Source organism: Streptomyces sp. NPDC056296 (assembly GCF_042268605.1).
In the GTDB taxonomy this organism is placed as follows: Bacteria; Actinomycetota; Actinomycetes; order Streptomycetales; family Streptomycetaceae; genus Streptomyces.
Window position 1 is genome coordinate 1 of sequence record NZ_JBHJRX010000071.1, and the last position, 21,008, is coordinate 21,008.

The 21,008-nt window shown below is 70.7% G+C and carries 19 protein-coding genes and 1 riboswitch; of the genes, 8 read left to right on the forward strand and 11 right to left on the reverse strand.

The genetic code is table 11. The annotated features are described in order from the left end of the window. Positions 1–116: 116 nt before the first annotated feature. A complete protein-coding gene (locus ACFCZF_RS35680) occupies positions 117–1,556 on the reverse strand; it encodes a gamma-aminobutyraldehyde dehydrogenase (protein ID WP_376675173.1) in 1,440 nt (479 codons plus the stop codon). 229 nt (positions 1,557–1,785) lie between these two features. On the opposite strand from ACFCZF_RS35680, the gene ACFCZF_RS35685 reads away from it, so the two are divergent. The 7 genes from ACFCZF_RS35685 (at position 1,786) to ACFCZF_RS35715 (ending at position 8,810) form a co-directional block, all read left to right on the forward strand. Beyond that, a complete protein-coding gene (locus tag ACFCZF_RS35685; RefSeq protein ID WP_121749420.1) occupies positions 1,786–2,301 on the forward strand; it encodes an Lrp/AsnC family transcriptional regulator in 516 nt (171 codons plus the stop codon). A gap of 2 nt (positions 2,302–2,303) precedes the next feature. Next, the gene (locus ACFCZF_RS35690; protein ID WP_376675174.1) at positions 2,304–3,677 is read left to right on the forward strand and encodes an aspartate aminotransferase family protein; all 1,374 of its coding nucleotides are present in this window, start codon (positions 2,304–2,306) and stop codon (positions 3,675–3,677) included. A gap of 192 nt (positions 3,678–3,869) precedes the next feature. Then, the gene (locus ACFCZF_RS35695) at positions 3,870–4,664 is read left to right on the forward strand and encodes an ABC transporter ATP-binding protein (protein WP_376675175.1); all 795 of its coding nucleotides are present in this window, start codon (positions 3,870–3,872) and stop codon (positions 4,662–4,664) included. Next, positions 4,646–6,199 carry a hypothetical protein gene (locus tag ACFCZF_RS35700; protein WP_376675176.1) on the forward strand — a complete coding sequence of 518 codons (1,554 nt, stop codon included), beginning with the start codon at positions 4,646–4,648 and terminating at the stop codon, positions 6,197–6,199. The genes ACFCZF_RS35695 and ACFCZF_RS35700 overlap by 19 nt, the downstream gene beginning before the upstream one ends. Before the next feature lie 150 nt (positions 6,200–6,349). Next, the gene (locus ACFCZF_RS35705) at positions 6,350–6,757 is read left to right on the forward strand and encodes a VOC family protein (RefSeq protein WP_310870975.1); all 408 of its coding nucleotides are present in this window, start codon (positions 6,350–6,352) and stop codon (positions 6,755–6,757) included. Between the two features lie 26 nt (positions 6,758–6,783). Beyond that, entirely contained in the window at positions 6,784–7,938 is a 1,155-nt protein-coding gene (locus ACFCZF_RS35710; RefSeq protein ID WP_376675177.1) for an LOG family protein, read from the forward strand. A gap of 155 nt (positions 7,939–8,093) precedes the next feature. Beyond that, entirely contained in the window at positions 8,094–8,810 is a 717-nt protein-coding gene (locus ACFCZF_RS35715; RefSeq protein ID WP_376675178.1) for an LAETG motif-containing sortase-dependent surface protein, read from the forward strand. Positions 8,811–8,880: 70 nt separating this feature from the next. Here the strand turns inward: ACFCZF_RS35715 and ACFCZF_RS35720 are convergent, their stop codons facing one another. The 5 genes from ACFCZF_RS35720 to rlmN all read right to left on the reverse strand — a co-directional run bounded on the left by ACFCZF_RS35720 (position 8,881) and on the right by rlmN (position 14,811). After that, positions 8,881–9,681 carry a maleylpyruvate isomerase family mycothiol-dependent enzyme gene (locus ACFCZF_RS35720; RefSeq protein WP_376675179.1) on the reverse strand — a complete coding sequence of 267 codons (801 nt, stop codon included), beginning with the start codon at positions 9,679–9,681 and terminating at the stop codon, positions 8,881–8,883. A 28-nt stretch (positions 9,682–9,709) separates the two neighbouring features. Then, on the reverse strand, positions 9,710–10,726 hold the full coding sequence (locus ACFCZF_RS35725; RefSeq protein WP_376675180.1) for an ABC transporter ATP-binding protein: 1,017 nt from the start codon (positions 10,724–10,726) through the stop codon (positions 9,710–9,712). Positions 10,727–10,728: 2 nt separating this feature from the next. Continuing rightward, the gene (locus tag ACFCZF_RS35730) at positions 10,729–12,399 is read right to left on the reverse strand and encodes an ABC transporter permease (RefSeq protein WP_376675197.1); all 1,671 of its coding nucleotides are present in this window, start codon (positions 12,397–12,399) and stop codon (positions 10,729–10,731) included. Further along, positions 12,375–13,457: a thiamine ABC transporter substrate binding subunit gene (locus tag ACFCZF_RS35735; RefSeq protein ID WP_376675181.1), complete on the reverse strand. Its 1,083-nt coding sequence runs from the start codon at positions 13,455–13,457 to the stop codon at positions 12,375–12,377. The genes ACFCZF_RS35730 and ACFCZF_RS35735 overlap by 25 nt, the downstream gene beginning before the upstream one ends. A 79-nt stretch (positions 13,458–13,536) precedes the next feature. Next, positions 13,537–13,642: riboswitch (TPP riboswitch) on the reverse strand. Positions 13,643–13,704: 62 nt separating this feature from the next. Further along, entirely contained in the window at positions 13,705–14,811 is a 1,107-nt protein-coding gene (rlmN, locus tag ACFCZF_RS35740; RefSeq protein WP_376675182.1) for a 23S rRNA (adenine(2503)-C(2))-methyltransferase RlmN, read from the reverse strand. Positions 14,812–14,996: 185 nt separating this feature from the next. On the opposite strand from rlmN, the gene ACFCZF_RS35745 reads away from it, so the two are divergent. Beyond that, positions 14,997–15,482: a VOC family protein gene (locus ACFCZF_RS35745; RefSeq protein ID WP_376675183.1), complete on the forward strand. Its 486-nt coding sequence runs from the start codon at positions 14,997–14,999 to the stop codon at positions 15,480–15,482. A gap of 88 nt (positions 15,483–15,570) precedes the next feature. Here ACFCZF_RS35745 and ACFCZF_RS35750 read toward each other — a convergent pair whose 3' ends face one another. From ACFCZF_RS35750 to rpsB, 5 genes are all read right to left on the reverse strand, one after another. Next, positions 15,571–16,728, reverse strand: a complete 1,158-nt coding sequence (locus ACFCZF_RS35750) for a phosphatidate cytidylyltransferase (protein WP_376675184.1) — start codon at positions 16,726–16,728, stop codon at positions 15,571–15,573. Beyond that, positions 16,728–17,285 carry a ribosome recycling factor gene (gene frr, locus ACFCZF_RS35755; RefSeq protein WP_375920761.1) on the reverse strand — a complete coding sequence of 186 codons (558 nt, stop codon included), beginning with the start codon at positions 17,283–17,285 and terminating at the stop codon, positions 16,728–16,730. Before frr ends, ACFCZF_RS35750 begins: the two co-directional genes overlap by 1 nt. 181 nt (positions 17,286–17,466) lie before the next feature. Further along, entirely contained in the window at positions 17,467–18,225 is a 759-nt protein-coding gene (gene pyrH, locus ACFCZF_RS35760) for a UMP kinase (RefSeq protein ID WP_375920758.1), read from the reverse strand. A 206-nt stretch (positions 18,226–18,431) separates the two neighbouring features. Next, positions 18,432–19,268, reverse strand: coding sequence for a translation elongation factor Ts (tsf, locus tag ACFCZF_RS35765; protein ID WP_376675185.1), 837 nt, complete (start codon positions 19,266–19,268; stop codon positions 18,432–18,434). A gap of 156 nt (positions 19,269–19,424) precedes the next feature. Continuing rightward, positions 19,425–20,366: a 30S ribosomal protein S2 gene (gene rpsB, locus ACFCZF_RS35770; RefSeq protein WP_375920752.1), complete on the reverse strand. Its 942-nt coding sequence runs from the start codon at positions 20,364–20,366 to the stop codon at positions 19,425–19,427. Positions 20,367–21,008: the final 642 nt, after the last annotated feature.

Sequence of the window (21,008 nt, forward strand, 5' to 3'; positions counted from 1 at the left end):
GGGGGGGGGGGGGACAAGGAGCGGACCTTCTGTGGCGTGGGGATCTTTCGCCCGGGATGCGGCGTGCTTGGGGGTGTTTTCTCCCCTCCCTCCCCCGCACCCGTGGAACCGGTCCGTCACGCGTCCAGCGACGTCATCACGTGCTTGATCCGCGTGTAGTCCTCGAAGCCGTAACCCGACAGGTCCTTGCCGTAGCCGGACTTCTTGAAGCCGCCGTGCGGCATCTCGGCGACCAGCGGGATGTGGGTGTTGATCCACACGCAGCCGAAGTCCAGCCGCTTGGACATCCGCATGGCGCGGCCGTGGTCCTTGGTCCACACGGAGGAGGCGAGGGCGTACTCGACGCCGTTGGCCCACTCGACCGCCTGGTCCTCGTCGCGGAAGGACTGGACGGTGATGACCGGGCCGAAGACCTCCTTCTGGATGATCTCGTCGTCCTGCTTGACGCCGGACACGACGGTCGGGGCGTAGAAGTAGCCCTTGTCGCCGACCCGGTGGCCGCCCGCCTCGACCTTGGCGTGGGCGGGCAGACGCTCGATGAACCCGGTGACCTGCTTGAGCTGGTTCGGGTTGTTGAGCGGGCCGTAGAGGACGTCCTCGTCGTCCGGCTGACCGGTCTTGATCTCGGACGCGGCCTTGGCGAGCGCGCTCACGAACTCGTCGTGGACCGACTCGTGGACCAGCACGCGGGTGGCCGCGGTGCAGTCCTGGCCGGCGTTGAAGTAGCCCGCCTCCGAGATGCCCTCGACGGCCTTGGGGATGTCGGTGTCCTCGAAGACGACGACCGGCGCCTTGCCGCCCAGCTCCAGGTGGACGCGCTTGAGGTCCTTCGACGCCGACTCGGCGACCGACATGCCGGCCCGCACCGAGCCGGTGATGGAGGCCATCGCCGGGGTCTCGTGCTCGACCATCAGGCGGCCGGTGTCGCGGTCGCCGCAGACGACGTTGAAGACGCCCTTGGGCACGATCGAGCCGATGATGTCGGCCATCAGGGCCGTGGACGCGGGGGTGGTGTCCGAGGGCTTCAGGACGACCGTGTTGCCCGCGGCGAGCGCCGGGGCGAACTTCCACACGGCCATCATCATCGGGTAGTTCCACGGCGCGACCTGCGCGCAGACGCCGATCGGCTCGCGGCGGATCATGGAGGTCAGGTTCTCCATGTACTCGCCGGCCGAGCGGCCCTCCAGCATCCGGGCCGCGCCCGCGAAGAAGCGGACCTGGTCGACCATCGGCGGGATCTCCTCGGAGCGGGTCAGCCCGATGGGCTTGCCCGTGTTCTCCACCTCGGCCGCGATCAGTTCCTCGGCCCGCTCCTCGAACGCGTCCGCGATCTTCAGCAGGGCCTTCTGGCGCTCGGCCGGGACCAGGTCTCGCCAGGCCGGGAAGGCCGCGGCGGCGGCCGCCATGGCGGCGTCGATGTCCGCCTGCCCGGACAGGGGGGCGGTCGCGTAGGCCTCGCCCGTGGCGGGGTTGACCACCTCCGTGGTCCGTCCGTCGGCGGCGTCCCGGAACTCACCGTCGATGTAATTGCGCAGACGACGCAGCTCGGTGCTCACTGCCGGCCCTCCAAGTTCGGTGTCTACTTCAGGTCTCCCGGTGTCCGGACCGCACAGCCGCCGACTGTCGGCTGTCGCTGTCGGCTGTCCGAACACTGAGACACCCACCCTAGACGGAGACCCGACGTTTTCAACACCCCCGGCCGCCTCAAGGTTGCGAAATCCGTAGAGTCAGACCTCGCAGACAACGAATTTCATCGCTCCGACCTTGCGAAACTATCGATACGTCGTGCACAGTGAAGTCGTGGCCAGTCGAAGCGCAGACCAGAAGGACTCCCGCGAGTCCAGGAACGGCGGTCCCCAGTTGGACGCCGTCTCCCTCGCCATCATCGAGCAGCTCCAGGAGGACGGCCGCCGACCGTACGCCGCCATCGGCAAGGCCGTGGGCCTGTCGGAGGCGGCCGTGCGCCAGCGCGTCCAGAAGCTGCTCGACCAGGGCGTGATGCAGATCGTCGCCGTCACGGACCCGCTCACCGTGGGATTCCGCCGGCAGGCGATGGTCGGCGTCCGCGTCGAGGGCGACGTGGAGTCCGTCGCCGACGCGGTGACGGCCATGTCCGAATGCGAGTACGTGGTGATGACCGCGGGCTCCTTCGACCTGATGGTGGAGGTCGTCTGCGAGGACGACGACCACCTTCTGGACGTCATCAACAAACGCATCCGGGCCGTGCCCGGAGTGCGCTCCACCGAGAGCTTCGTCTACATGAAGCTCAAGAAGCAGACCTATATGTGGGGAACCCGATAATCGTGAGCACCGACAGCCCCAAGGACCTCAGCAGGACCGCGTACGACCACCTGTGGATGCACTTCACCCGCATGTCGTCGTACGAGAACGCCCCCGTCCCCACCATCGTCCGCGGTGAGGGCACCCACATCTACGACGACAAGGGCAAGCGCTACCTCGACGGTCTCGCCGGCCTGTTCGTGGTCCAGGCCGGACACGGCCGCACGGAGCTGGCCGAGACCGCCTCGAAGCAGGCGCAGGAGCTCGCCTTCTTCCCGGTGTGGTCCTACGCCCACCCGAAGGCCGTGGAGCTGGCCGAGCGCCTCGCGGGCGAGGCCCCCGGCGACCTCAACAAGGTCTTCTTCACCACCGGCGGCGGTGAGGCGGTGGAGACCGCCTGGAAGCTGGCCAAGCAGTACTTCAAGCTGACCGGCAAGCCGACCAAGTACAAGGTCATCTCCCGCGCGGTCGCCTACCACGGCACCCCGCAGGGCGCCCTGTCCATCACCGGCCTGCCGGCGCTCAAGGCCCCCTTCGAGCCGCTCGTCCCGGGCGCGCACAAGGTGCCGAACACCAACATCTACCGCGCCCCGATCCACGGCGACGACCCCGAGGCCTACGGCCGCTGGGCCGCCGACCAGATCGAGCAGCAGATCCTGTTCGAGGGTCCGGAGACCGTCGCGGCCGTCTTCCTGGAGCCCGTGCAGAACGCGGGCGGCTGCTTCCCGCCCCCGCCCGGCTACTTCCAGCGGGTGCGCGAGATCTGCGACCAGTACGACGTGCTGCTCGTCTCGGACGAGGTCATCTGCGCCTTCGGCCGCCTCGGCACGACGTTCGCCTGCGACAAGTTCGGCTACGTCCCGGACATGATCACCTGCGCCAAGGGCATGACCTCGGGCTACTCCCCGATCGGCGCGTGCATCATCTCCGACCGCCTGGCCGAGCCGTTCTACAAGGGTGACAACACCTTCCTGCACGGCTACACCTTCGGCGGCCACCCGGTCTCCGCCGCGGTCGGCATCGCCAACCTCGACCTGTTCGAGCGCGAGGGCCTCAACAAGCACGTGCTGGACAACGAGGGCAACTTCCGCGCGACCCTGGAGAAGCTCCTCGACCTGCCGATCGTCGGCGACGTCCGCGGCAACGGCTTCTTCTACGGCATCGAGCTGGTCAAGGACAAGGCCACCAAGGAGTCGTTCAACGACGAGGAGACCGAGCGGATCCTGTACGGCTTCCTGTCGAAGGCGCTCTTCGACAACGGCCTGTACTGCCGTGCCGACGACCGCGGCGACCCGGTCATCCAGCTCGCCCCGCCGCTGATCTCCAACCAGGAGACCTTCGACGAGATCGAGCAGATCCTGCGCGCCACGCTGACGGAGGCGTGGACGAAGCTCTGATCATCCTTATGGATGATCATCACCGGCCCCGTGCCGCCCGTTCGAGTGAGAACGGCGGTCCGGGGCCGCGTGCTGTCCGGCATCCCCCGCGGCGACTCCTTACGGTGCCCAGTGACCGATCGGCCCCGCCTTCGTTCCCCCGGAAGAGGGACGTGAGCGGGGAAATACGGATCAGAACCGAGGTGTACGCCCATGGAGGCTCCGCCGGACAACGACGTGCTCTGGGCCCGCGCCCTGCGCTTCCAGCACCACGACGGCTCCCCCGCGCTTCAAGGCGTGTCGCTCGGCGTCCGCGAGGGCGAGATCCTCGCCGTGAGCGGCCCGCGCGGCAGTGGCAAGACCACGCTGCTGCGGTGTCTGTCCGGGCTGGTCCGGCCGCAGGACGGCGAGGTGTGGTTCAACAGCGTGCCGATGCACACCATGGGCCCGCTCGGCCGCGAGCGACTGCGCCGCGACCGCTTCGGCTGGATCGACCCCGCCCCCGTGCTCGTCCCGGAGCTCAACGCCTGGGAGAACGCCGCCCTGCCCCTCATGCTGCGCGGCACCGGCCGACGCCGGGCCAAGACCACCGCCCTGGAGTGGCTGGAGCGCCTCGACGTCGGCGACAAGGCCCGCCGGCGCCCGGACGAACTCCAGCATGCCGAGCGGCAGCGCGTCTGCATCGCCCGCGCGCTCGCCGTCACCCCCGCGGTCCTCTTCGCCGACGAGCCGACGGCCCCCCTGCACCGCGCCGACCGCGCCCACGTCCTGCGGACCCTCACCACGGCGGCCCGCTCCCACGGCATCACCGTCCTCCTCGCCACGCACGACGCGCGGACCGCCGCCCTGGCGGACCGCACGGTCTCGCTGCTGGACGGGCGGCGGGTACGGACCGTGCACCTGCCCCCGGTCGCCGAGACCGCGGTGGCCACCGGAGCCGCCGGGGCCGCTGGAACCACTGGAACCTCCGGAACGGAAGGCCTGGCGGCGTGCTCGCTCTCCGCCTGACCCGCGCCGCCCACCTCGCCGTCCAACTGCGCCGACTGCTGGTCGCGGTGGCCTCGGCGGGCACGGGCTTCCTGCTGCTGTGCGCCCTCGGCCACGCGATGACCCACCCGGACACGCCCGGCGCCGCCGGCCTCCGCCTGGCCTGGTGCGCGGCGCCCCTCGCCGCCACGGTGTACCTCGCCATCGCCGTGGCCCGCACCGACCCCGGTACCCGGCCCCGGCCGGGGCTGTCGGCGATCGGCCTGGGTCCCGGCCGCCTGATGGCCGTGTCGGCGACGACCACGGCCCTGACCGGCTCGCTCGGTTCGGTGGTGGCCCTGCTCCTCTTCCTCCACCTGCGCGGTGACCTGACGGGCCGGCCTTTCGACGGCGCCGTGTCCGACGCCCTGGCGATCGGCCACCCCCTCCCCTTCCCGGCGGCGCTGACGCTGCTGACCCTGGTACCGGTCGCCGCGTCGGCCGCCGTGGCGCTCACACTGCGCCCCCGCGAGCCCCGGCCCACGCCGCCCACCGGTTCCCGTCGCTACGGCCGCTTCGGCGCGTACGGCTGGGGAGCGGCCCGCGAGACCTTCGGCACGTACGGCCGCTTCGGCGCCCGCCTGGCCCCGGCCTCACCCGCGGGCAGCCCCGCCGCACCCCCCACGGGTGGCCTCGCCGCACCCCCCACGGGCAGCCCCGCCGCACCCCCCACGGGCAACCCCGCCGCACCCCCCACGGGCGGCCTCGCCGCACCCCCCGCGGGCAGTCGTGCCGCTGGGGCGGCACGGGTGGGCGCAGGCGGCGCCCTGCTGACGCAGGCCAGTCCCACCCACCCGACACCCCCGACAGACACCCCGCAGCCGACGCCGGACGCCGTACCCGACCCCCCGACCCCGACCGAGGCCACAACCACAACCACAACCACGCCCACGCCCACACCCACACCCACACCCACACCCCGCCCCCAGAACACCACCACCCTCCCCTGGGGCATCGCCGTACTCACCGCGGGCCTCGCCGTGGAGACCTACGCCGGCAACACGACCGCCGCCTCCGCCCCCGGCACCGCCCCATCGGCCGGCGTCCTCATCGGCTGGGCCCTCACCGCCCTGGGCCTCGCCATGGCGGGACCCGGCCTCACCCACCTGTGCGGCCGCCTGCTCCAGACCGCCCGCCCCGGCGCCCTGCGCCTCCTGGCCGGCCGAGTCCTGATGGAGGAGTCGCACCGCATCGGCCGCCCGCTCGGCGTCGTCTGCGCCGTGGCCTCCGCGGCCTACGCGGGGACCGCCCTGTACGGCGCGGACGGGCCGGCCTTCGGCCCGCTGAGCGTCCTCGGCGTCCTCCTCGTGGCCGGCTGCACGGTGGCCACCCTCCTCACCGCGGCCGTCGAGGCCAAACACGCCCGCGCCGACACGACGGACGCCCTGCTGCGGCTGGGCGCGCCCCCGGCCACCCTGCGCGCCGCCGCCGCCGTGCGCGCCGGCGCGCTGCTCGCCCTGTTCGGCCCGCTGACGCTGATCGTCGCGCAGCTGGCGTCACTGCCCCTGGCCGGCTGACTCACCGCCCCCCCGCCGACCCTCTGACCCTCTGACCCGGTAGAAAAAATCTCGAAGAAATCCGCGAACCAGCGATGAGTTCCGCCCGTCCCTCGCGTCTAACCCTTCGAACGGCATGACAACAGCAGGACACCGACGGGAGAGGCCCCCATGTACCAGCAGATGATCTTCGTGAACCTGGCCACCAACAACCTCGACGCCTCGAAGAAGTTCTTCACCGGGCTCGGCTACGAGATCAACGCCCAGTTCAGCGACGACACCACCGCGTCGATCCCGCTGAGCGAGACCATCGTCGTGATGGTGCACACGCCGGAGAAGTACCGCCAGTTCACGAAGAAGGACATCGTGGACTCGACGAAGTCCAGCGAGGTGCTGATCGCGCTGAGCGCCGAGAGCCGCGAGAAGGTCGACGAGCTGGTGGAGAAGGCGGTCGCGGCCGGCGGCTCGGTCTCCGGCGAGACCCAGGACCACGGCTTCATGTACGGCCGCGCCTTCGACGACATCGACGGCCACACCTTCGAGGTCGTGTGGATGGACCCGGCCGCGGTCGAGGGCTGAGCCGGACGCACGCCTAGCATGGGCGGGTGGAACCGACACCCGCCCAGGCCCAGGCCCGGTCACAGACACAGCTCCAGTCCCACCACGCCTCCCACGACCGGGAGATCGAGAGCCTCGCCGAGTTCGACTCCGTCGTCTCGGCGCACGGCGCACTCACCCACTACCGCGTCCAGGCCGTCGACCTGACGGCCCGTACGGACGCCCTGATGTCCGCGGACCCCACGGGCGCCGTCTTCCTCGGCTGCCCGATGGCACCCGAGGCGGCCGCCCGGGTGCGCTCCGCCGGCGCCCTGGTCTTCCCGCTCATACCGGGCCTGCCCTTCGATCCGTACCGCGGACGCGTCTACTCCCCCGACGAGCTGTACGCCCGTCTCGACGAGGGCTACGAGGCGACACCGGACGCCCTCGCCTACGACTGGTTCCAGCAGACCAAGGCGGACGGCGACGTCTTCGCCTCCATGCTGCGGGCGATCCACGACGACGCCGTCTCCGACGCGATCGACGAACTCCTCGCCGGTGCCAGGGTGGTGGGCGTCATGGGCGGGCACGCCATGGCGCGCGGCACCAGGTCGTACGCGGGCGCCGCACGCCTCGGCCGCGAACTGGCCCGCGCCGGGTTCACCGTGGCCACCGGCGGCGGTCCGGGCGCGATGGAGGCGGCGAACCTCGGCGCCTACGCGGCCCCGTTCGACGACGGGATGCTGGACGACGCGCTGCCGCTCCTCGCCAAGGTCGCGTCGTTCACGCCGTCGATCACCGACTGGGCGCGGTCCGCGTTCGAGGTGCGCGAACGCTGGCCCGGGGGTGGCACCTCGGTCGGCATCCCGACCTGGTTCTACGGCCACGAGCCGCCCAACGCCCTCGCCACGCACATCGCCAAGTACTTCGCCAACGCCACTCGCGAGGACGGCCTGCTGGCCCGTTCCAACGCGGGCGTGGTCTTCCTGCCGGGCGCCGCCGGGACCGTACAGGAGATCTTCGACAACGCGACGCCGAACTACTACGAGTCGCGGGGCGAGCCCACGCCGATGGTGCTGGTGGACCGGGCGCACTGGACGGAGAAGCTGCCGGCGTGGCCGCTGCTCACGTCGCTCGCCGGGGGGCGGACGATGGCGTCCCGGATCGCGCTCGTCGACCGGATCGGGGAGGCTCCGGAAGCGCTGAAACGTCTCGGCGGTTAATAAGACGGCAAAGCCAACGCCCTTGGCCGGCATATGCGTTGACACTGCTTATGCACCGCTTATAGACCAGTGAGGCTCGTGGGTGTGCTGATGCCCCTCATCACGCGTCAGCACCCTCTCCACCCCCCGCATCTGCGCTCCCGTAAAGGACAAACGTGGCAGTCCTGTCCATACTCAGAAGCACGGCATCCCGCCGTGGCGTCCGCGCCCTCGGCGTCGCCTCCGCCTCGGTGGCCCTGGCGATCGGCGCCGCCGGCAACGCGCTCGCCTGCGACATCAGCGAGTTCTCCGCCGCCGCCAAGTGCGAAGGCGACAAGGGTGTCATCACCGTCACCGACGTGGACCCCGCCGGTATCCCCGCCACCGTCACCGTGTACCTGCAGAACAACGGTGCCGACGCCGAGAAGATCGGCGAGCAGGTGGTCAAGGGCTCGCGCGAGGGCAGCACCATCACCTTCGCCGCGGACTGGCAGCCGAACGCCGAATACCGCATCCATGTCAAGGCCGACAAGTACGTCGACGAGGACATCAAGCCGAACCTCGTGACCCCGTCGACCCCCTGCAAGACGGAGGACACCCCGACCCCGACTCCGACCCCGTCGGAAAGCTCCTCCACCCCGGCCGAGGAGACGGAGACGCCGACCCCGGCACCGTCCACGTCGGCCCCGGCACCGTCCGAGAGCGAGAGCACCGCACCGGCGGCCGTGCCGAGCAACGCCCCGTCCCCCGCGGCCGGTGAGTCCAACCTCGCCGAGACCGGCGCCAACTCCAACACCGGCATGATCGCCGGCGTCGCGGCGGCCCTGGTCGCCATCGGTGGCGGCGCGGTCTTCTTCGGCCTGCGCCGTCGCGGAGCGAACAGCAACCGCTGACGCCTCGCACACCGGTACACGGCAGTGGTGGCCCGTCCCCGGCCGGGGGCGGGCCACCGTCGCGTTCACATCAGCCGAACGCGGCGTTCTCCAGCCAGAGTTCCAGCAGCTCGCGGTCGCCGAGCACCTCGAGTCCGGGGGTGTCCAGCGGGAGCCTGCGGTAGAAGGCCAGCAGCACGTCCGTGAGCGGCCCCCGCAGGGCCACGGTCGCCTTCTCGTGGCCACGGCGCCAGACGACGCCCTCCTCGGGCAGCTCGATCAGCCATTCGGCGTCGAGGTCCACGGCGGCATCGGTGGCGTGCAGGTGGATGCTCCGGCCGGGCGCCCGCAGGCCCTTGGCCGGCCCGTCGGGAAGTACCCGCTGCACGAACTGCACGATCTCCAACCACTCGTCGATCGAGTCGGCCGCCACCTCGGCGGCGACCGCGTCGAACGGCCGGCCCGCCGCGAGGGCCGCGTCCGCCCCGTGGACGACCAGCTCGTGCGTCATCCGGCGGGCCCAGAAGCCCGCGGTGTGGTCCCCGGACCACGACCACGCCCGCCCGTCCGGTCCGGCCTCCCGCAGCGCGCGTACGACCAAGTCGCCGGTCTCCGCCAGCCACGCCTCCAGCGCGGCCGCGTCCCCCGTCACCGGCGGGCCCTCGGCTCCCGGCGCGCGGTCCAGCGGGACGTCCTCCTCGGCGCGGGTGCGGACGATCAGCTCCGTCCAGCGCAGGGCGCGGCCGACGTGCCGCACCAGATCCTCCAGCGTCCAGTCCGGGCAGGTCGGCACGGTGGCGGACAGGTCGGCGCCGGAGGACAGCACGGCGCCGAACCGGCCTACCTGGTGGGCGATTTCATCGCAGTAGCGTTCATGAGCGAGGCGTGTCATGCCCTTCACCCTACGAGCCGGAAGATCATCAGAGGACGACGATTTCCGCTACGTCGAACTCCACCCCCACCCCGTCCCCGACCTCCGGCGCTGCCCGCAGCGCGCACGCCGCCTCCAGGCGCGGCGCGTCCTCGGGCTGGAGGTGGACGGCGACATGGGTGCCGCGGAAGGTGCGTGCGGTGACCGTGCATCGCAGGCCCTCGTCGGCGGCCACCATGCGCACGCCGGCGGGCCGCACGAGCAGGGTCCGGGCGCCCTGCGCGGCGTTCTCGGGGACCGGCACCTTCCCCCACGGGGTGTCGGCGGCCTGCCCGGTGACGGTCGCGTCGACCACGTTGTCGAAGCCGAGGAAGCGGGCCACGAAGGCGTCGGCGGGCCGCTGCCACACCTCCAGCGGCGTCCCCGACTGGGCGATCCGCCCGTCCCGCATCACCACGACCCGGTCGGCGAGCGCGAATGCCTCCCCCTGGTCGTGCGTCACGGCGAGCACGGTCGTACCCAACCGGCCGAACAGCTCCCGGAGTTCGACGACCAGACGTTCCCGCAGCGAGCGGTCGAGCTGGCCGAGCGGCTCGTCCAGCATCAGCAGCCGGGGCCGGGGCGCGAGGGCGCGGGCCAGCGCCACCCGCTGCTGCTCACCGCCGGAGAGCGCGGCGACGGAGCGGCGTTCGGCGCCCGGCAGCCCGACCAGTTCCAGCAACTCCCCCACCCGCTCGCGCTGTCCGGCGCGGGAGGCGCCACGCATCCGCGGTCCGAAGGCGATGTTTCCGGCCACGTCCCGCTGCGGGAAGAGCTGGTGGTCCTGGAACATCAGCCCGACCTCGCGCTTGTGCGCGGGCACCCCGGACTGGTCCCGCCCGTCCAGCGTCACCCGCCCGGCGTCCAGCGGCTGGAGCCCGGCGACCGCCCGCAGCAGCGTCGACTTGCCGCTGCCGCTGGGCCCGAGCACGCACACCACCTCGTGCTCGGCGACACCCAGGTCGACGGCGTCGAGCACGGCCCGCCCGCCGAAGCGGACCGTCGCGCCCTCAAGGCTGAGCAGCATCCCTAGAACTCCCCGCTCCGGTCGGTCCGCAGCCGCTCCAGCACCACCAGGGCCACGGCGCACACCAGCATCAGAATCGTCGAAAGGGCCATCGCCTGGCCGTAGTTCATGTCCCCGGGCCGCCCCAGCAGCCGCGCCACGGCCACCGGCAGCGTCGGGTTGTCGGGCCGCGCGATGAACACGGTCGCCCCGAACTCCCCGAGCGACACCGCGAAGGCGAACCCGGCCGCGACCAGCAGCGCCCGCCGCACCATCGGCAGGTCGACCTCGCGCCACACCCGCCACGGCGACGCCCCGAGCACGGACGCCGCCTCCCGCAGCCGTACGTCCACCGCCCGCAGCACCGGCAGCATGGTCCGTACGACGAAGGGGACGCCGACCAGCGCCTGCGCCAGCGGCACGAGGATCCAGGAGGAGCGCAGATCCAGCGGGGGTTCGTCCAGCGCGATCAGGAACCCGAAGCCGACCGTCACGGCGGACACCCCGAGCGGCAGCATCAGCAGCGCGTCGAAGCCGCGTACGAAGCGACCCGCGTCGCGGCGGGTGAGCGCGGTGGCGGCCAGCGCGCCGATCACCACGGCGATGGCGGTGGCGGCGACGGCGTACTGGAGGCTGTTGCCGATCGCCTCGATCGGCGGGACGAGGAAGGTGCCGCCGTCCTCCCGGGTCAGCGCCCGGTAGTAGCCGAACCCGGGCGCGCCGAGCGACCGCTCGACCAGCACGGCGAGCGGCAGCACCAGCAGCACGGCGACGGTGACCAGGACCCCGGCCAGCAGCGCCCACTGCCCGGTCCCGCGCGGCCGGCGCGCGGTCGTGGCCGCGTCCACCAGCCGCAAGGCGGTCTCCCGCCGCCGTACCGTCCAGGCGTGCACGGCGAGGATGGCGACCACCGCGGCGAACTGGATCAGCGTCAGCACGGCGGCCGTGGACAGGTCGAAGATCTGGGAGGTCTGGCGGTAGATCTCCACCTCCAGGGTGGAGAAGGCGGGTCCGCCGAGGATCTGGACGACACCGAAGGAGGTGAAGGTGAACAGGAAGACCATCAGCGCGGCGGCGGCCACGGCGGGCCCGAGCGCCGGCAGCGTCACCTGCCGCCAGGCTGTCAGCCGCGAGGCGCCGAGCATCCGCGCGGCCTCCTCCTGCCGCGGGTCGAGCTGCGACCAGAGGCCGCCGACGGTGCGTACGACGACGGCGTAGTTGAAGAAGACGTGCGCGAGCAGGATCGCCCACACGGTGGTGTCCAGCCGTACGCCCCACAGCTCGTCCAGCAGCCCGCCGCGCCCCACCAGCGCCAGGAACGCCGTACCGACGACGACCGTCGGCAGCACGAACGGCACGGTCACCACCGCCCGCAGCACCTGCTTGCCGGGAAAGTCGAACCGGGCGAAGACGTACGCGCCGGGCAGCGCGACGAGCAGGGTGAGCGCGGTGGAGGCCAGCGCCTGCCAGGTGGTGAACCACAGCACGTGCTGTACGTCGGACTGGGCGAGCACGTCCCCGATGCGTCCGAACTGCCAGGAACCGTCGATCTCCAGTCCGCGCGCGACGATCGCGGCGACCGGGTAGGCGAAGAACACCGCGAAGAACGCGACGGGCACGGCCATCAGGGCCAGCCGCGCCGCGCTCCCGCGCCGAGTCCCGGCCTTGCCTACTTCAGTACGAGTGAGGTCCACGACTTGACCCACTGGTCGCGATTGTCGGCGATCTTCGCCGGGTCCATGGTCCGCGGGTCCTCGGCCTGCGGCCCGAACTTCCGGAACACCTCGGGGATCTCCGCGCCCTCCCGCACCGGGTAGACGAACATGTTCAGCGGCATGTCGTCCTGGAACTGCTTACTGAGCAGGAAGTCGAGGAGCGCCTTGCCGCCCTCGGGGTTCCCGGCGTTGCTCAGCAGACCCGCGTACTCGACCTGACGGAAGCAGGTGCCGGTGGCGACGCCCGTCGGCGCGGTGGTCGGTTGCGGGTCGGCGTAGATGACCTCGGCGGGCGGGGAGGAGGCGTAGGAGACGACGAGCGGGCGGTCGCCCTTGGCCTTCTTGCCGCCGGCCGAGCCGGAGAACTCCTCGTTGTACGCCTGCTCCCAGCTGTCGACGACCTTCACGCCGTTCGCCTTCAGCTTCTTCCAGTAGTCCTGCCAGCCCTGGTCGCCGTACTCGGCGGCCGTGCCGAGCAGGAAGCCGAGGCCGGGCGAGGAGCTGCCCGCGTTCTCGGTGACGAGCAGGTCCTTGTACTCGGGCTTGACCAGGTCGTCGAAGGAGTCCGGCGGGGTCAGCTTGTGCTTGCTGAAGTACGCCTTGTCGTAGTTGACGCAGACGTCGCCGGTGGTGACGGGAGTGACCCGGTGCTTGTCCTGGTCGGCCCGGTACTCGGGGAGGACCAGGTCGGAGCCCTTCGCCTCGTACGGCTGGAACAGCCCGTTGTCGAGGGCGCGGGACAGCAGCGTGTTGTCGACGCCGAAGAAGACGTCGCCCTGGGGGTTGTCCTTGGTGAGGATGGCCTTGTTGACGGCCTGCCCGGCGTCGCCGTCCTCCAGCACCCGGACCTTGTAGCCGGACTTCTTCTCGAACGCGGCGATGACGTCCTTCGACGCGGCCCACGAGTTGTGGCTGACGAGGGTCACGGTCTTGGCGTCGCCGGAGCCCTGGCCGTCGGACGACGATCCGCAGGCGGCCAGGCCGCCGACCATGCCGAGCGCTACGGCCATGACGCCGGCCTTCTTGGTGATGCTCACTGAATTCCTCCTGGGTGACCAGGAGAAGACGCGGCCCCGCCCGGAACCCCTGGCGAGGGTCCCGGGCAGGGCGCAACAGCTCGAGTGGTGACCGATCTCCCTACCCAGAATGACCTGGGCCAGGTTCGGAGGGTCTGCGGCCGGTGCCGCACTCTCAGCGCTGTGGCGCTCCCCTGTCGGAATATGAAGATGTAGTTACGTATGACGTATGCAGCTGTCGTACGACGATGTGCTGACGTCGGTCAGGTTACCGCTCGCTCGCGGCGAGCTGACCACACGCCCCGTCGATCTCCTGCCCACGGGTGTCCCGGATCGTCGCCGGCACACCATGCGCCGCGATCGCCTCCACGAACGCCTTCTCGTCCTCGGGCCGCGACGCGGTCCACTTCGAGCCGGGCGTGGGGTTGAGCGGGATGAGGTTGACGTGCACCGGCCTGCCCTTGAGCAGCCGACCGAGCCGGTCGCCGCGCCACGCCTGGTCGTTGATGTCCCGGATCAGCGCGTACTCGATCGACAGCCGCCGGCCCGACCGCTCCGCGTACTCGAACCCGGCGTCCAGCACCTCACGCACCTTCCAGCGCGTGTTGACGGGGACGAGGGTGTCGCGCAGCTCGTCGTCGGGGGCGTGCAGCGAGATGGCGAGGCGGCACTTGAAGCCCTCGTCGGCGAAGCGGTGGATCGCCGGGACGAGGCCGACCGTGGAGACCGTGATGCCGCGCTGGGAAAGGCCCAGTCCGTCGGGCTCGGGGTCGGTGAGGCGTCGGATGGAACCGACGACGCGGTTGTAGTTGGCGAGGGGCTCGCCCATGCCCATGAACACGATGTTGCTCAGCCGGGCCGGACCTCCGGGGACCTCACCGTCCCGCAGGGCGCGCATCCCGTCCACGATCTGGTGCACGATCTCGGCGGTGGACAGATTCCGGTCCAGGCCCGCCTGCCCCGTGGCACAGAACGGGCAGTTCATGCCGCAGCCCGCCTGGGAGCTGATGCACATGGTCACCCGGTCCGGGTAGCGCATGAGGACGGACTCGACGAGCGTCCCGTCGAACAGCTTCCACAGCGTCTTACGGGTGGTGCCCTGGTCGGTCGACAGGTGCCGCACGACCGACATCAGCTCGGGCAGCAGCGCCTCCCGAAGCCCCTGGCGGGAACCGGCGGGGATGTCGGTCCACTGCTCGGGGTCGTGCGCGTACCGCGCGAAGTAGTGCTGCGAGAGCTGCTTCGCACGGAACGGCTTCTCGCCGATCGCGGCGACGGCCTCCTTGCGCTCGGCGGGCGTGAGGTCGGCGAGGTGCCGCGGCGGCTTCTTGGCTGCGCGGGGGGCGACGAATGTGAGTTCTCCGGGCTTAGGCATGGCTGTACCAGTGTCGCAGATCGATTTGGGTGGCCCGGGCCGTCGATGTGCGGGGAGGCCGTTGGCGGCGGTCGGTGGGCGTCGGTAGCGCCACATCGACGCTTGACCTGAAGCAAACTTGAGCTTTTAGGCTCCGTTCAAAGCCGCGGTAACCGATCAGCGGTACCTTTTCGAGGAGATTCGCCATGAGCGAGCGCACAGCCGACTTCGAGATCCCCGACCGCTACCGCTATGCCGTGATCCCGCACATCATGGTCGACGACGCCGCCGCGGCGATCGACTTCTACCAGCGGGCGTTCGGCGCCCGTGAGGACTTCAGGATCGATGCTCCGGACGGTGGGATCATGCACGCCGAGATCACCATCGGGCGGTCGGCCCTGATGCTGGGCGACTCCAGCGTGGACGAGGCGGAGGCCGCCTCCTTCGCCGCGCCGGCCTCGCTCGGCGGGGGCACGTCCGTCACGTTGCATGTCTTCGTGCCGGACGTCGACAGCCTGGCGGAGCGAGCGGAGGCCGCCGGCGCGGAGATCCTCCAGCCGCCGCAGGACATGTTCCACGGTGACCGCACCGTCATCCTCAAAGACCCTTCGGGCCACCTGTGGGTGTTTCTGACCCACATCGAGGACGTCTCGGAGGAGGAGCTCCGGCGCCGCCTGACCGCTGCCGGGTGACCGGTCACGACCCCTGTGCCCTGGACACGGCTGGGCCCGCCGCCCGGAGGACGGCCGGCCCTTGCCCACCAAGAAGACGACCGGGCCGTCAGCCGGACCCGACGAAGATCACCAACAGCAGCCACACCACCGGCGCCGTCGGCAGCAGCGAGTCCAGGCGGTCCATGATGCCGCCGTGCCCCGGGAGCAGCGTGCCCATGTCCTTGATGCCGAGGTCCCGCTTGATCATGGACTCGCCGAGGTCGCCCAGCGTGGCGCTGACGGCGACCGCGAGGCCGAGCAGCAGGCCCTGCCACCAGGCGCCGTCGTCGATCACGAACTGCATGCACAGCGCGCCGGCCACCATCGCGAACGCCACCGCTCCGAGCAGGCCCTCACGGGTCTTGCCGGGGCTGATGCGCGGGGCGAGCTTGGTCTTGCCGAAGCGCCAGCCCACGGCGTAGGCGCCGGTGTCGCTGACGACCGTCAGCACCAGGAAGACCAGGACACGCCGCGCACCGTCGTCCGCCATGAGCATCATCGCGACGAACGTGGCCAGGAACGGCACGTAGAACGCGGCGAACAGTCCCGCCGTGACGTCCTTGAGGTAGCCCTCCGGCGGCTCGGTCATCCGCCATACGAGGACCGCCAGCGCCGTGAGCGCCATGGCGACCCACGCACCCTCGGCACCCCGTACGTACCCGGCGACCACCATCGCCGCGCCGCCGATCGCGAGCGGCACGAGGGGCGCCTTGATGCCCTTGCGCTCCTCCAGCCGCTTGGTCAGCTCCCACAGGCCCACCACGACGGCGACCACGACCACACCGACGAAGACGGCCTTGACGACGAACAGCGACGCGACGATCACCGCGCCGAGCCCGACGCCGACCCCTATCGCGGCACCCAGATCGCGCCCCGCGGTCTTCTTCTGCGGCTGCGGCTGCGCAGGCTGGGGGGCGTCGGGCATGGGCTCCGGATTCTGCGGCACCGCCGCATACGGCTGCGCCGACGGATTCTCGCCGCGATACGTGTCGTCGCGGAACGGCTCGTCTCGGAACAGGGGGCCGCTCAGCCGAGCGGCCCCCTGGCCGTCATCCTGGTCTCCGCCGTGTTCGGGTACGTCGGGCACGATGGGCATGGGGCGAGTCTGCTGCGCGTAGTGCGCATCGTACGCGGGACCCGCCGGGGCAGCCCCCTGGACAGGCCCCTGGTCGGACGCCCCCCAGTACCCGGCTTGTGGCGGCGCTCCCCAGGAAGAGTCGTTCATCAGACCTCGAGCAGCTCCGCTTCCTTGTGCTTCAGGAGCTCGTCCACCTGGGCGACGTACTTGGCGGTGGTGTCGTCGAGCTCCTTCTCCGCACGGCGGCCCTCGTCCTCGCCGACCTCGCCGTCCTTGACCATCTTGTCGATGGCGTCCTTGGCCTTGCGGCGCACGGAGCGGATGGAGACCTTGGAGTCCTCGCCCTTGCTCTTGGCGACCTTGATGTAGTCGCGGCGGCGCTCCTCGGTGAGCTCGGGGAACACCACCCGGATGATGTTGCCGTCGTTGCTCGGGTTGACGCCCAGGTCGGAGTCGCGGATCGCCTGTTCGATGTTGCGCAGGGCGCTCTTGTCGAAGGGGGTCACCACGGCCATGCGTGGCTCGGGCACGGAGAACGAGGCCAGCTGGTTGATCGGCGTCAGCGCGCCGTAGTAGTCGGCCACGATCTTGTTGAACATCGCCGGGTGCGCACGGCCGGTGCGGATCGCGGCGAAGTCCTCCTTGGCGACCACGACGGCCTTCTCCATCTTCTCCTCGGCCTCGAGGAGGGTCTCTTCGATCACCACTTGCTCCTGCGTGTCTTGAGTAGGCCCGGCTGCGGTTCCCTGTCGGGGCGGCGGCCGGCTGCGTCGCGTTCTTCCTGCACGGTTCCCGACCGGCGGGACATTGTCCATCCCCCGGCCCGGCCCCGTCCCGTCCGTCCCCCGGACAGGTGGCGTCCGCGGACAGGGGGTGCTTCTCCGGTCAGTCCCGGCTGCCTTGGTCACCCACAAGCGTGCCGATCTTCTCACCCTTGACGGCGCGGGCGATATTGCCCTCCTTCAACAGCTCGAAGACCACGATCGGAAGGCTGTTGTCGCGGCAGAGCGTGACGGCCGTCGCGTCGGCGACCTTCAGGTTCTGGGTGATGACCTCGCCGTAGCCGAGCGCGTCGAACTTCACGGCGTCCGGGTTGGTCTTCGGGTCGGAATCGTAGACCCCGTCCACGCCGTTCTTGCCCATGAGCAGGGCCTCGGCGTCGATCTCGAGGGCGCGCTGGGCGGCGGTGGTGTCGGTGGAGAAGTAGGGCATGCCCATACCGGCGCCGAAGATGACCACGCGACCCTTCTCCAGGTGGCGCACGGCGCGCAGCGGGATGTACGGCTCGGCGACCTGGCCCATGGTGATGGCGGTCTGCACGCGGCAGTCGACGCCCTCCTTCTCCAGGAAGTCCTGGAGGGCCAGGCAGTTCATCACGGTGCCGAGCATGCCCATGTAGTCGGAGCGGGCGCGGTCCATGCCGCGCACCTGCAGCTCGGCGCCACGGAAGAAGTTGCCGCCGCCGATGACGATCGCGATCTCGGCGCCGTCCCGGACGACGGCCGCGATCTCACGGGCGATGGCGTGCACCACGTCGGGGTCGACGCCCAGGCCCCCACCGCCGGAGAAGGCCTCTCCGGACAGCTTCAGCATGAAGCGGCCGCGTACTTTGCCGTCGTCGCTCTTCTCGGCCTTGGTGGTCATGGAGATCTCGCCTCTTTTACGTGGGTCACACACACGAAGAAGGCCACTGCCGGTGGGGGCGTGTTTCGCATCCCATACGCGGCAATGGCCTCCTCGTCAGATCTGCTGTCGTCCGCCGCCACGCGCGCGTACGCAACGGCGTACGCGAACGGCGCCGACGACTGCTGTCGACCCTACCGGGGTCGCGCGTCCGTCGCGGTACGGACTCAGATGCCGACCTTGATGCGCGAGAAGCGCTTCAGGGTGACACCGGCCTCGTCCAGCACCTTCTGGACGGACTTCTTGTTGTCGAGCGCGTAGGGCTGGCCCAGCAGCGTGGCGTCCTTGAAGAAGCCGTTGAGGCGACCCTCGACGATCTTCGGCAGGGCGGCCTCGGGCTTGCCCTCGGCGCGGGTGGTCTCCTCGGCGACGCGGCGCTCGGACTCGACGACCTCGGCCGGGACGTCCTCCTTGGAGAGGTACTTCGGCGCGAAGGCGGCGATGTGCTGGGCGATGCCCTTGGCCACGTCGGCGTTCGGCTTGTCCAGCTCGACGAGGACACCGATCTGCGGGGGCAGGTCGGGCATCGTGCGGTGCATGTACGCGGTCACGAAGCCGCCGGAGAACTGCGCGAAGCGGTCCAGGACGATCTTCTCGCCGAGGTTGGCGTTGGCCTCGTCCACGAACGCCTGGACGGTCTTGCCGGGCTCGATCTCGGAGGCGAGCAGCGCCTCGAGGTCGGCCGGGGAGGCCTTGGCGACGTGCTCGGCGATGGCCTTGGCGACGTTCTGGAACTTGTCACCCTTGGCGACGAAGTCCGTCTCGCACTTCAGCTCGACGAGGACACCCGAGGTGTTGTCGTCGGCGATGATCGAGACGACGGCGCCGTTCTCGGCAGAGCGGCCCTCGCGCTTGGCGACGCCCTTCTGACCCTTGATGCGGAGCGCCTCGACGGCCTTCTCGACGCTGCCCTCGGCCTCGTCCAGCGCCTTCTTGCAGTCCATCATGCCGGCGCCGGTGAGCTCACGAAGCTTCTTGACGTCGGCGGCGGTGTAGTTCGCCATGAGTCTGTGAATCTTTCTGGAAGTCTGGAAGATCGAAGATCTGCGGGATCACGGACCTACATGGAGCTGCAGGTCCGTGACCATCCACCGACCTACGGGTGAACGGCGGGAGCGGATCTCATGTCACCGCTCCCGCCGTCGACGCCGACGGGACGGTCAGGCCTGCTCGCCCTCGGCGGCCGGAGCCTCGGTGGCGGGCGCCTCTTCGGCCGGGGCCTCGGTGGCCGCGGCCTCTTCGGCGGGGGCCTCGGCGGCGGGGGCGGCCTCGGCAGCCGGAGCCTCGGCGGGCTTCTCGGCGGTCTCGGCGTCGGCCTTCTTCTCGGCCTTCTCGCCCTCGAGCAGGTCGCGCTCCCACGCGGCGAGCGGCTCGCCGGCGGCCTTGTCACCCTTGTCGCCGGCAGCGGCGCCGGAGCGGGCGATGAGGCCCTCGGCGACGGCGTCGGCGATCACGCGGGTGAGCAGGGTGACGGAGCGGATCGCGTCGTCGTTGCCCGGGATCTTGTAGTCGACCTCGTCGGGGTCGCAGTTGGTGTCGAGGATGGCGACGACCGGGATGTTGAGCTTCCGGGCCTCGCCGACCGCGATGTGCTCCTTCTTGGTGTCCACGATCCAGACGGCGCTGGGCACCTTGGACATCTCGCGGATACCGCCGAGGGTCTTCTCCAGCTTGGCCTTCTCGCGGGAGAGGACCAGCAGCTCCTTCTTGGTGAGGCCGGAGGCGGCCACGTCCTCGAAGTCGATCTGCTCGAGCTCCTTCAGGCGCTGCAGGCGCTTGTAGACGGTCGAGAAGTTGGTGAGCATGCCGCCCAGCCAGCGCTGGTTGACGTAGGGCATGCCGACGCGGGTGGCCTGCTCGGCGATGGCCTCCTGCGCCTGCTTCTTCGTGCCGACGAACATGACCGTGCCGCCGTGGGCGACGGTCTCCTTGACGAACTCGTAGGCGCGGTCGATGTACGACAGCGACTGGAGCAGGTCGATGATGTAGATGCCGTTGCGCTCCGTGAAGATGAAGCGCTTCATCTTCGGGTTCCAACGACGGGTCTGGTGACCGAAGTGGACGCCGCTTTCCAGCAGCTCCCGCATCGTGACGACGGCCATGGCCGTATCTCCTCGAGTTCTCGGTTGTGCCGCGGAAGCCGGACGGCTCCCGCGCCTGACGCCCGCGACGCGCCGTGCCACTGGGGACCGAGGGGCGCTGACACGAGCCTTGGACGGCGTCGTGTCGGGGCGTGCGAAGTCGACCCGGTGACCCGGATCGCCATCAGAAGTGTACGGGACCCGCGGGGCACCGGGTGACGCGCCTGTCCACAACCGTGGAGCGGTCCACAGGGCCGGACGGCGACCGGCCCTGGTGCGGGAGGGTTCCGCCATGCGAGCGAGGCGATGTGTGGGTGCGTGTACGTGGGTTGTGCTGCTGCTGACCGTCCTGGCCAGGGGGGCGCCGCGACCGGCGACGACGGCGGTGCCGACGACGGCGCCGGTGGCGGTGGAGACGAGGGCGGTGGCGACGACGGCGGTGGCGACGACGGCGGTCGCGGTGGCGGTCACGGATGCCGGGCGGATCCCGGATCCGGCGGTGCCGGCCGTGGCCCGCCTCTGGCCGGTCGGCAGCCGGCCCGCGGTCCTACGGGGCTGGGAGCCTCCGGCGACGCCGTACGGCCCCGGGGGCACCAGGGTGGGGTTCCCCCCCCTCGGCTCGAGCACGGGACAGGACGGGGGTGGGGGGGGGGTGTTGTTTGT

Bases quoted from the DNA above. Each gene is read 5' to 3' on its own strand.
- ACFCZF_RS35695 (WP_376675175.1), top strand. From the start codon at position 3,870: ATGGAGGCTCCGCCGGACAACGACGTGCTCTGGGCCCGCGCCCTGCGC.
- ACFCZF_RS35705 (WP_310870975.1), top strand. From the start codon at position 6,350: ATGTACCAGCAGATGATCTTCGTGAACCTGGCCACCAACAACCTCGAC.
- ACFCZF_RS35720 (WP_376675179.1), bottom strand. From the start codon at position 9,681: ATGACACGCCTCGCTCATGAACGCTACTGCGATGAAATCGCCCACCAG.
- ACFCZF_RS35725 (WP_376675180.1), bottom strand. From the start codon at position 10,726: ATGCTGCTCAGCCTTGAGGGCGCGACGGTCCGCTTCGGCGGGCGGGCC.
- rlmN (WP_376675182.1), bottom strand. From the start codon at position 14,811: ATGCCTAAGCCCGGAGAACTCACATTCGTCGCCCCCCGCGCAGCCAAG.
- ACFCZF_RS35745 (WP_376675183.1), top strand. From the start codon at position 14,997: ATGAGCGAGCGCACAGCCGACTTCGAGATCCCCGACCGCTACCGCTAT.
- ACFCZF_RS35750 (WP_376675184.1), bottom strand. From the start codon at position 16,728: ATGAACGACTCTTCCTGGGGAGCGCCGCCACAAGCCGGGTACTGGGGG.
- pyrH (WP_375920758.1), bottom strand. From the start codon at position 18,225: ATGACCACCAAGGCCGAGAAGAGCGACGACGGCAAAGTACGCGGCCGC.
- tsf (WP_376675185.1), bottom strand. From the start codon at position 19,268: ATGGCGAACTACACCGCCGCCGACGTCAAGAAGCTTCGTGAGCTCACC.
- rpsB (WP_375920752.1), bottom strand. From the start codon at position 20,366: ATGGCCGTCGTCACGATGCGGGAGCTGCTGGAAAGCGGCGTCCACTTC.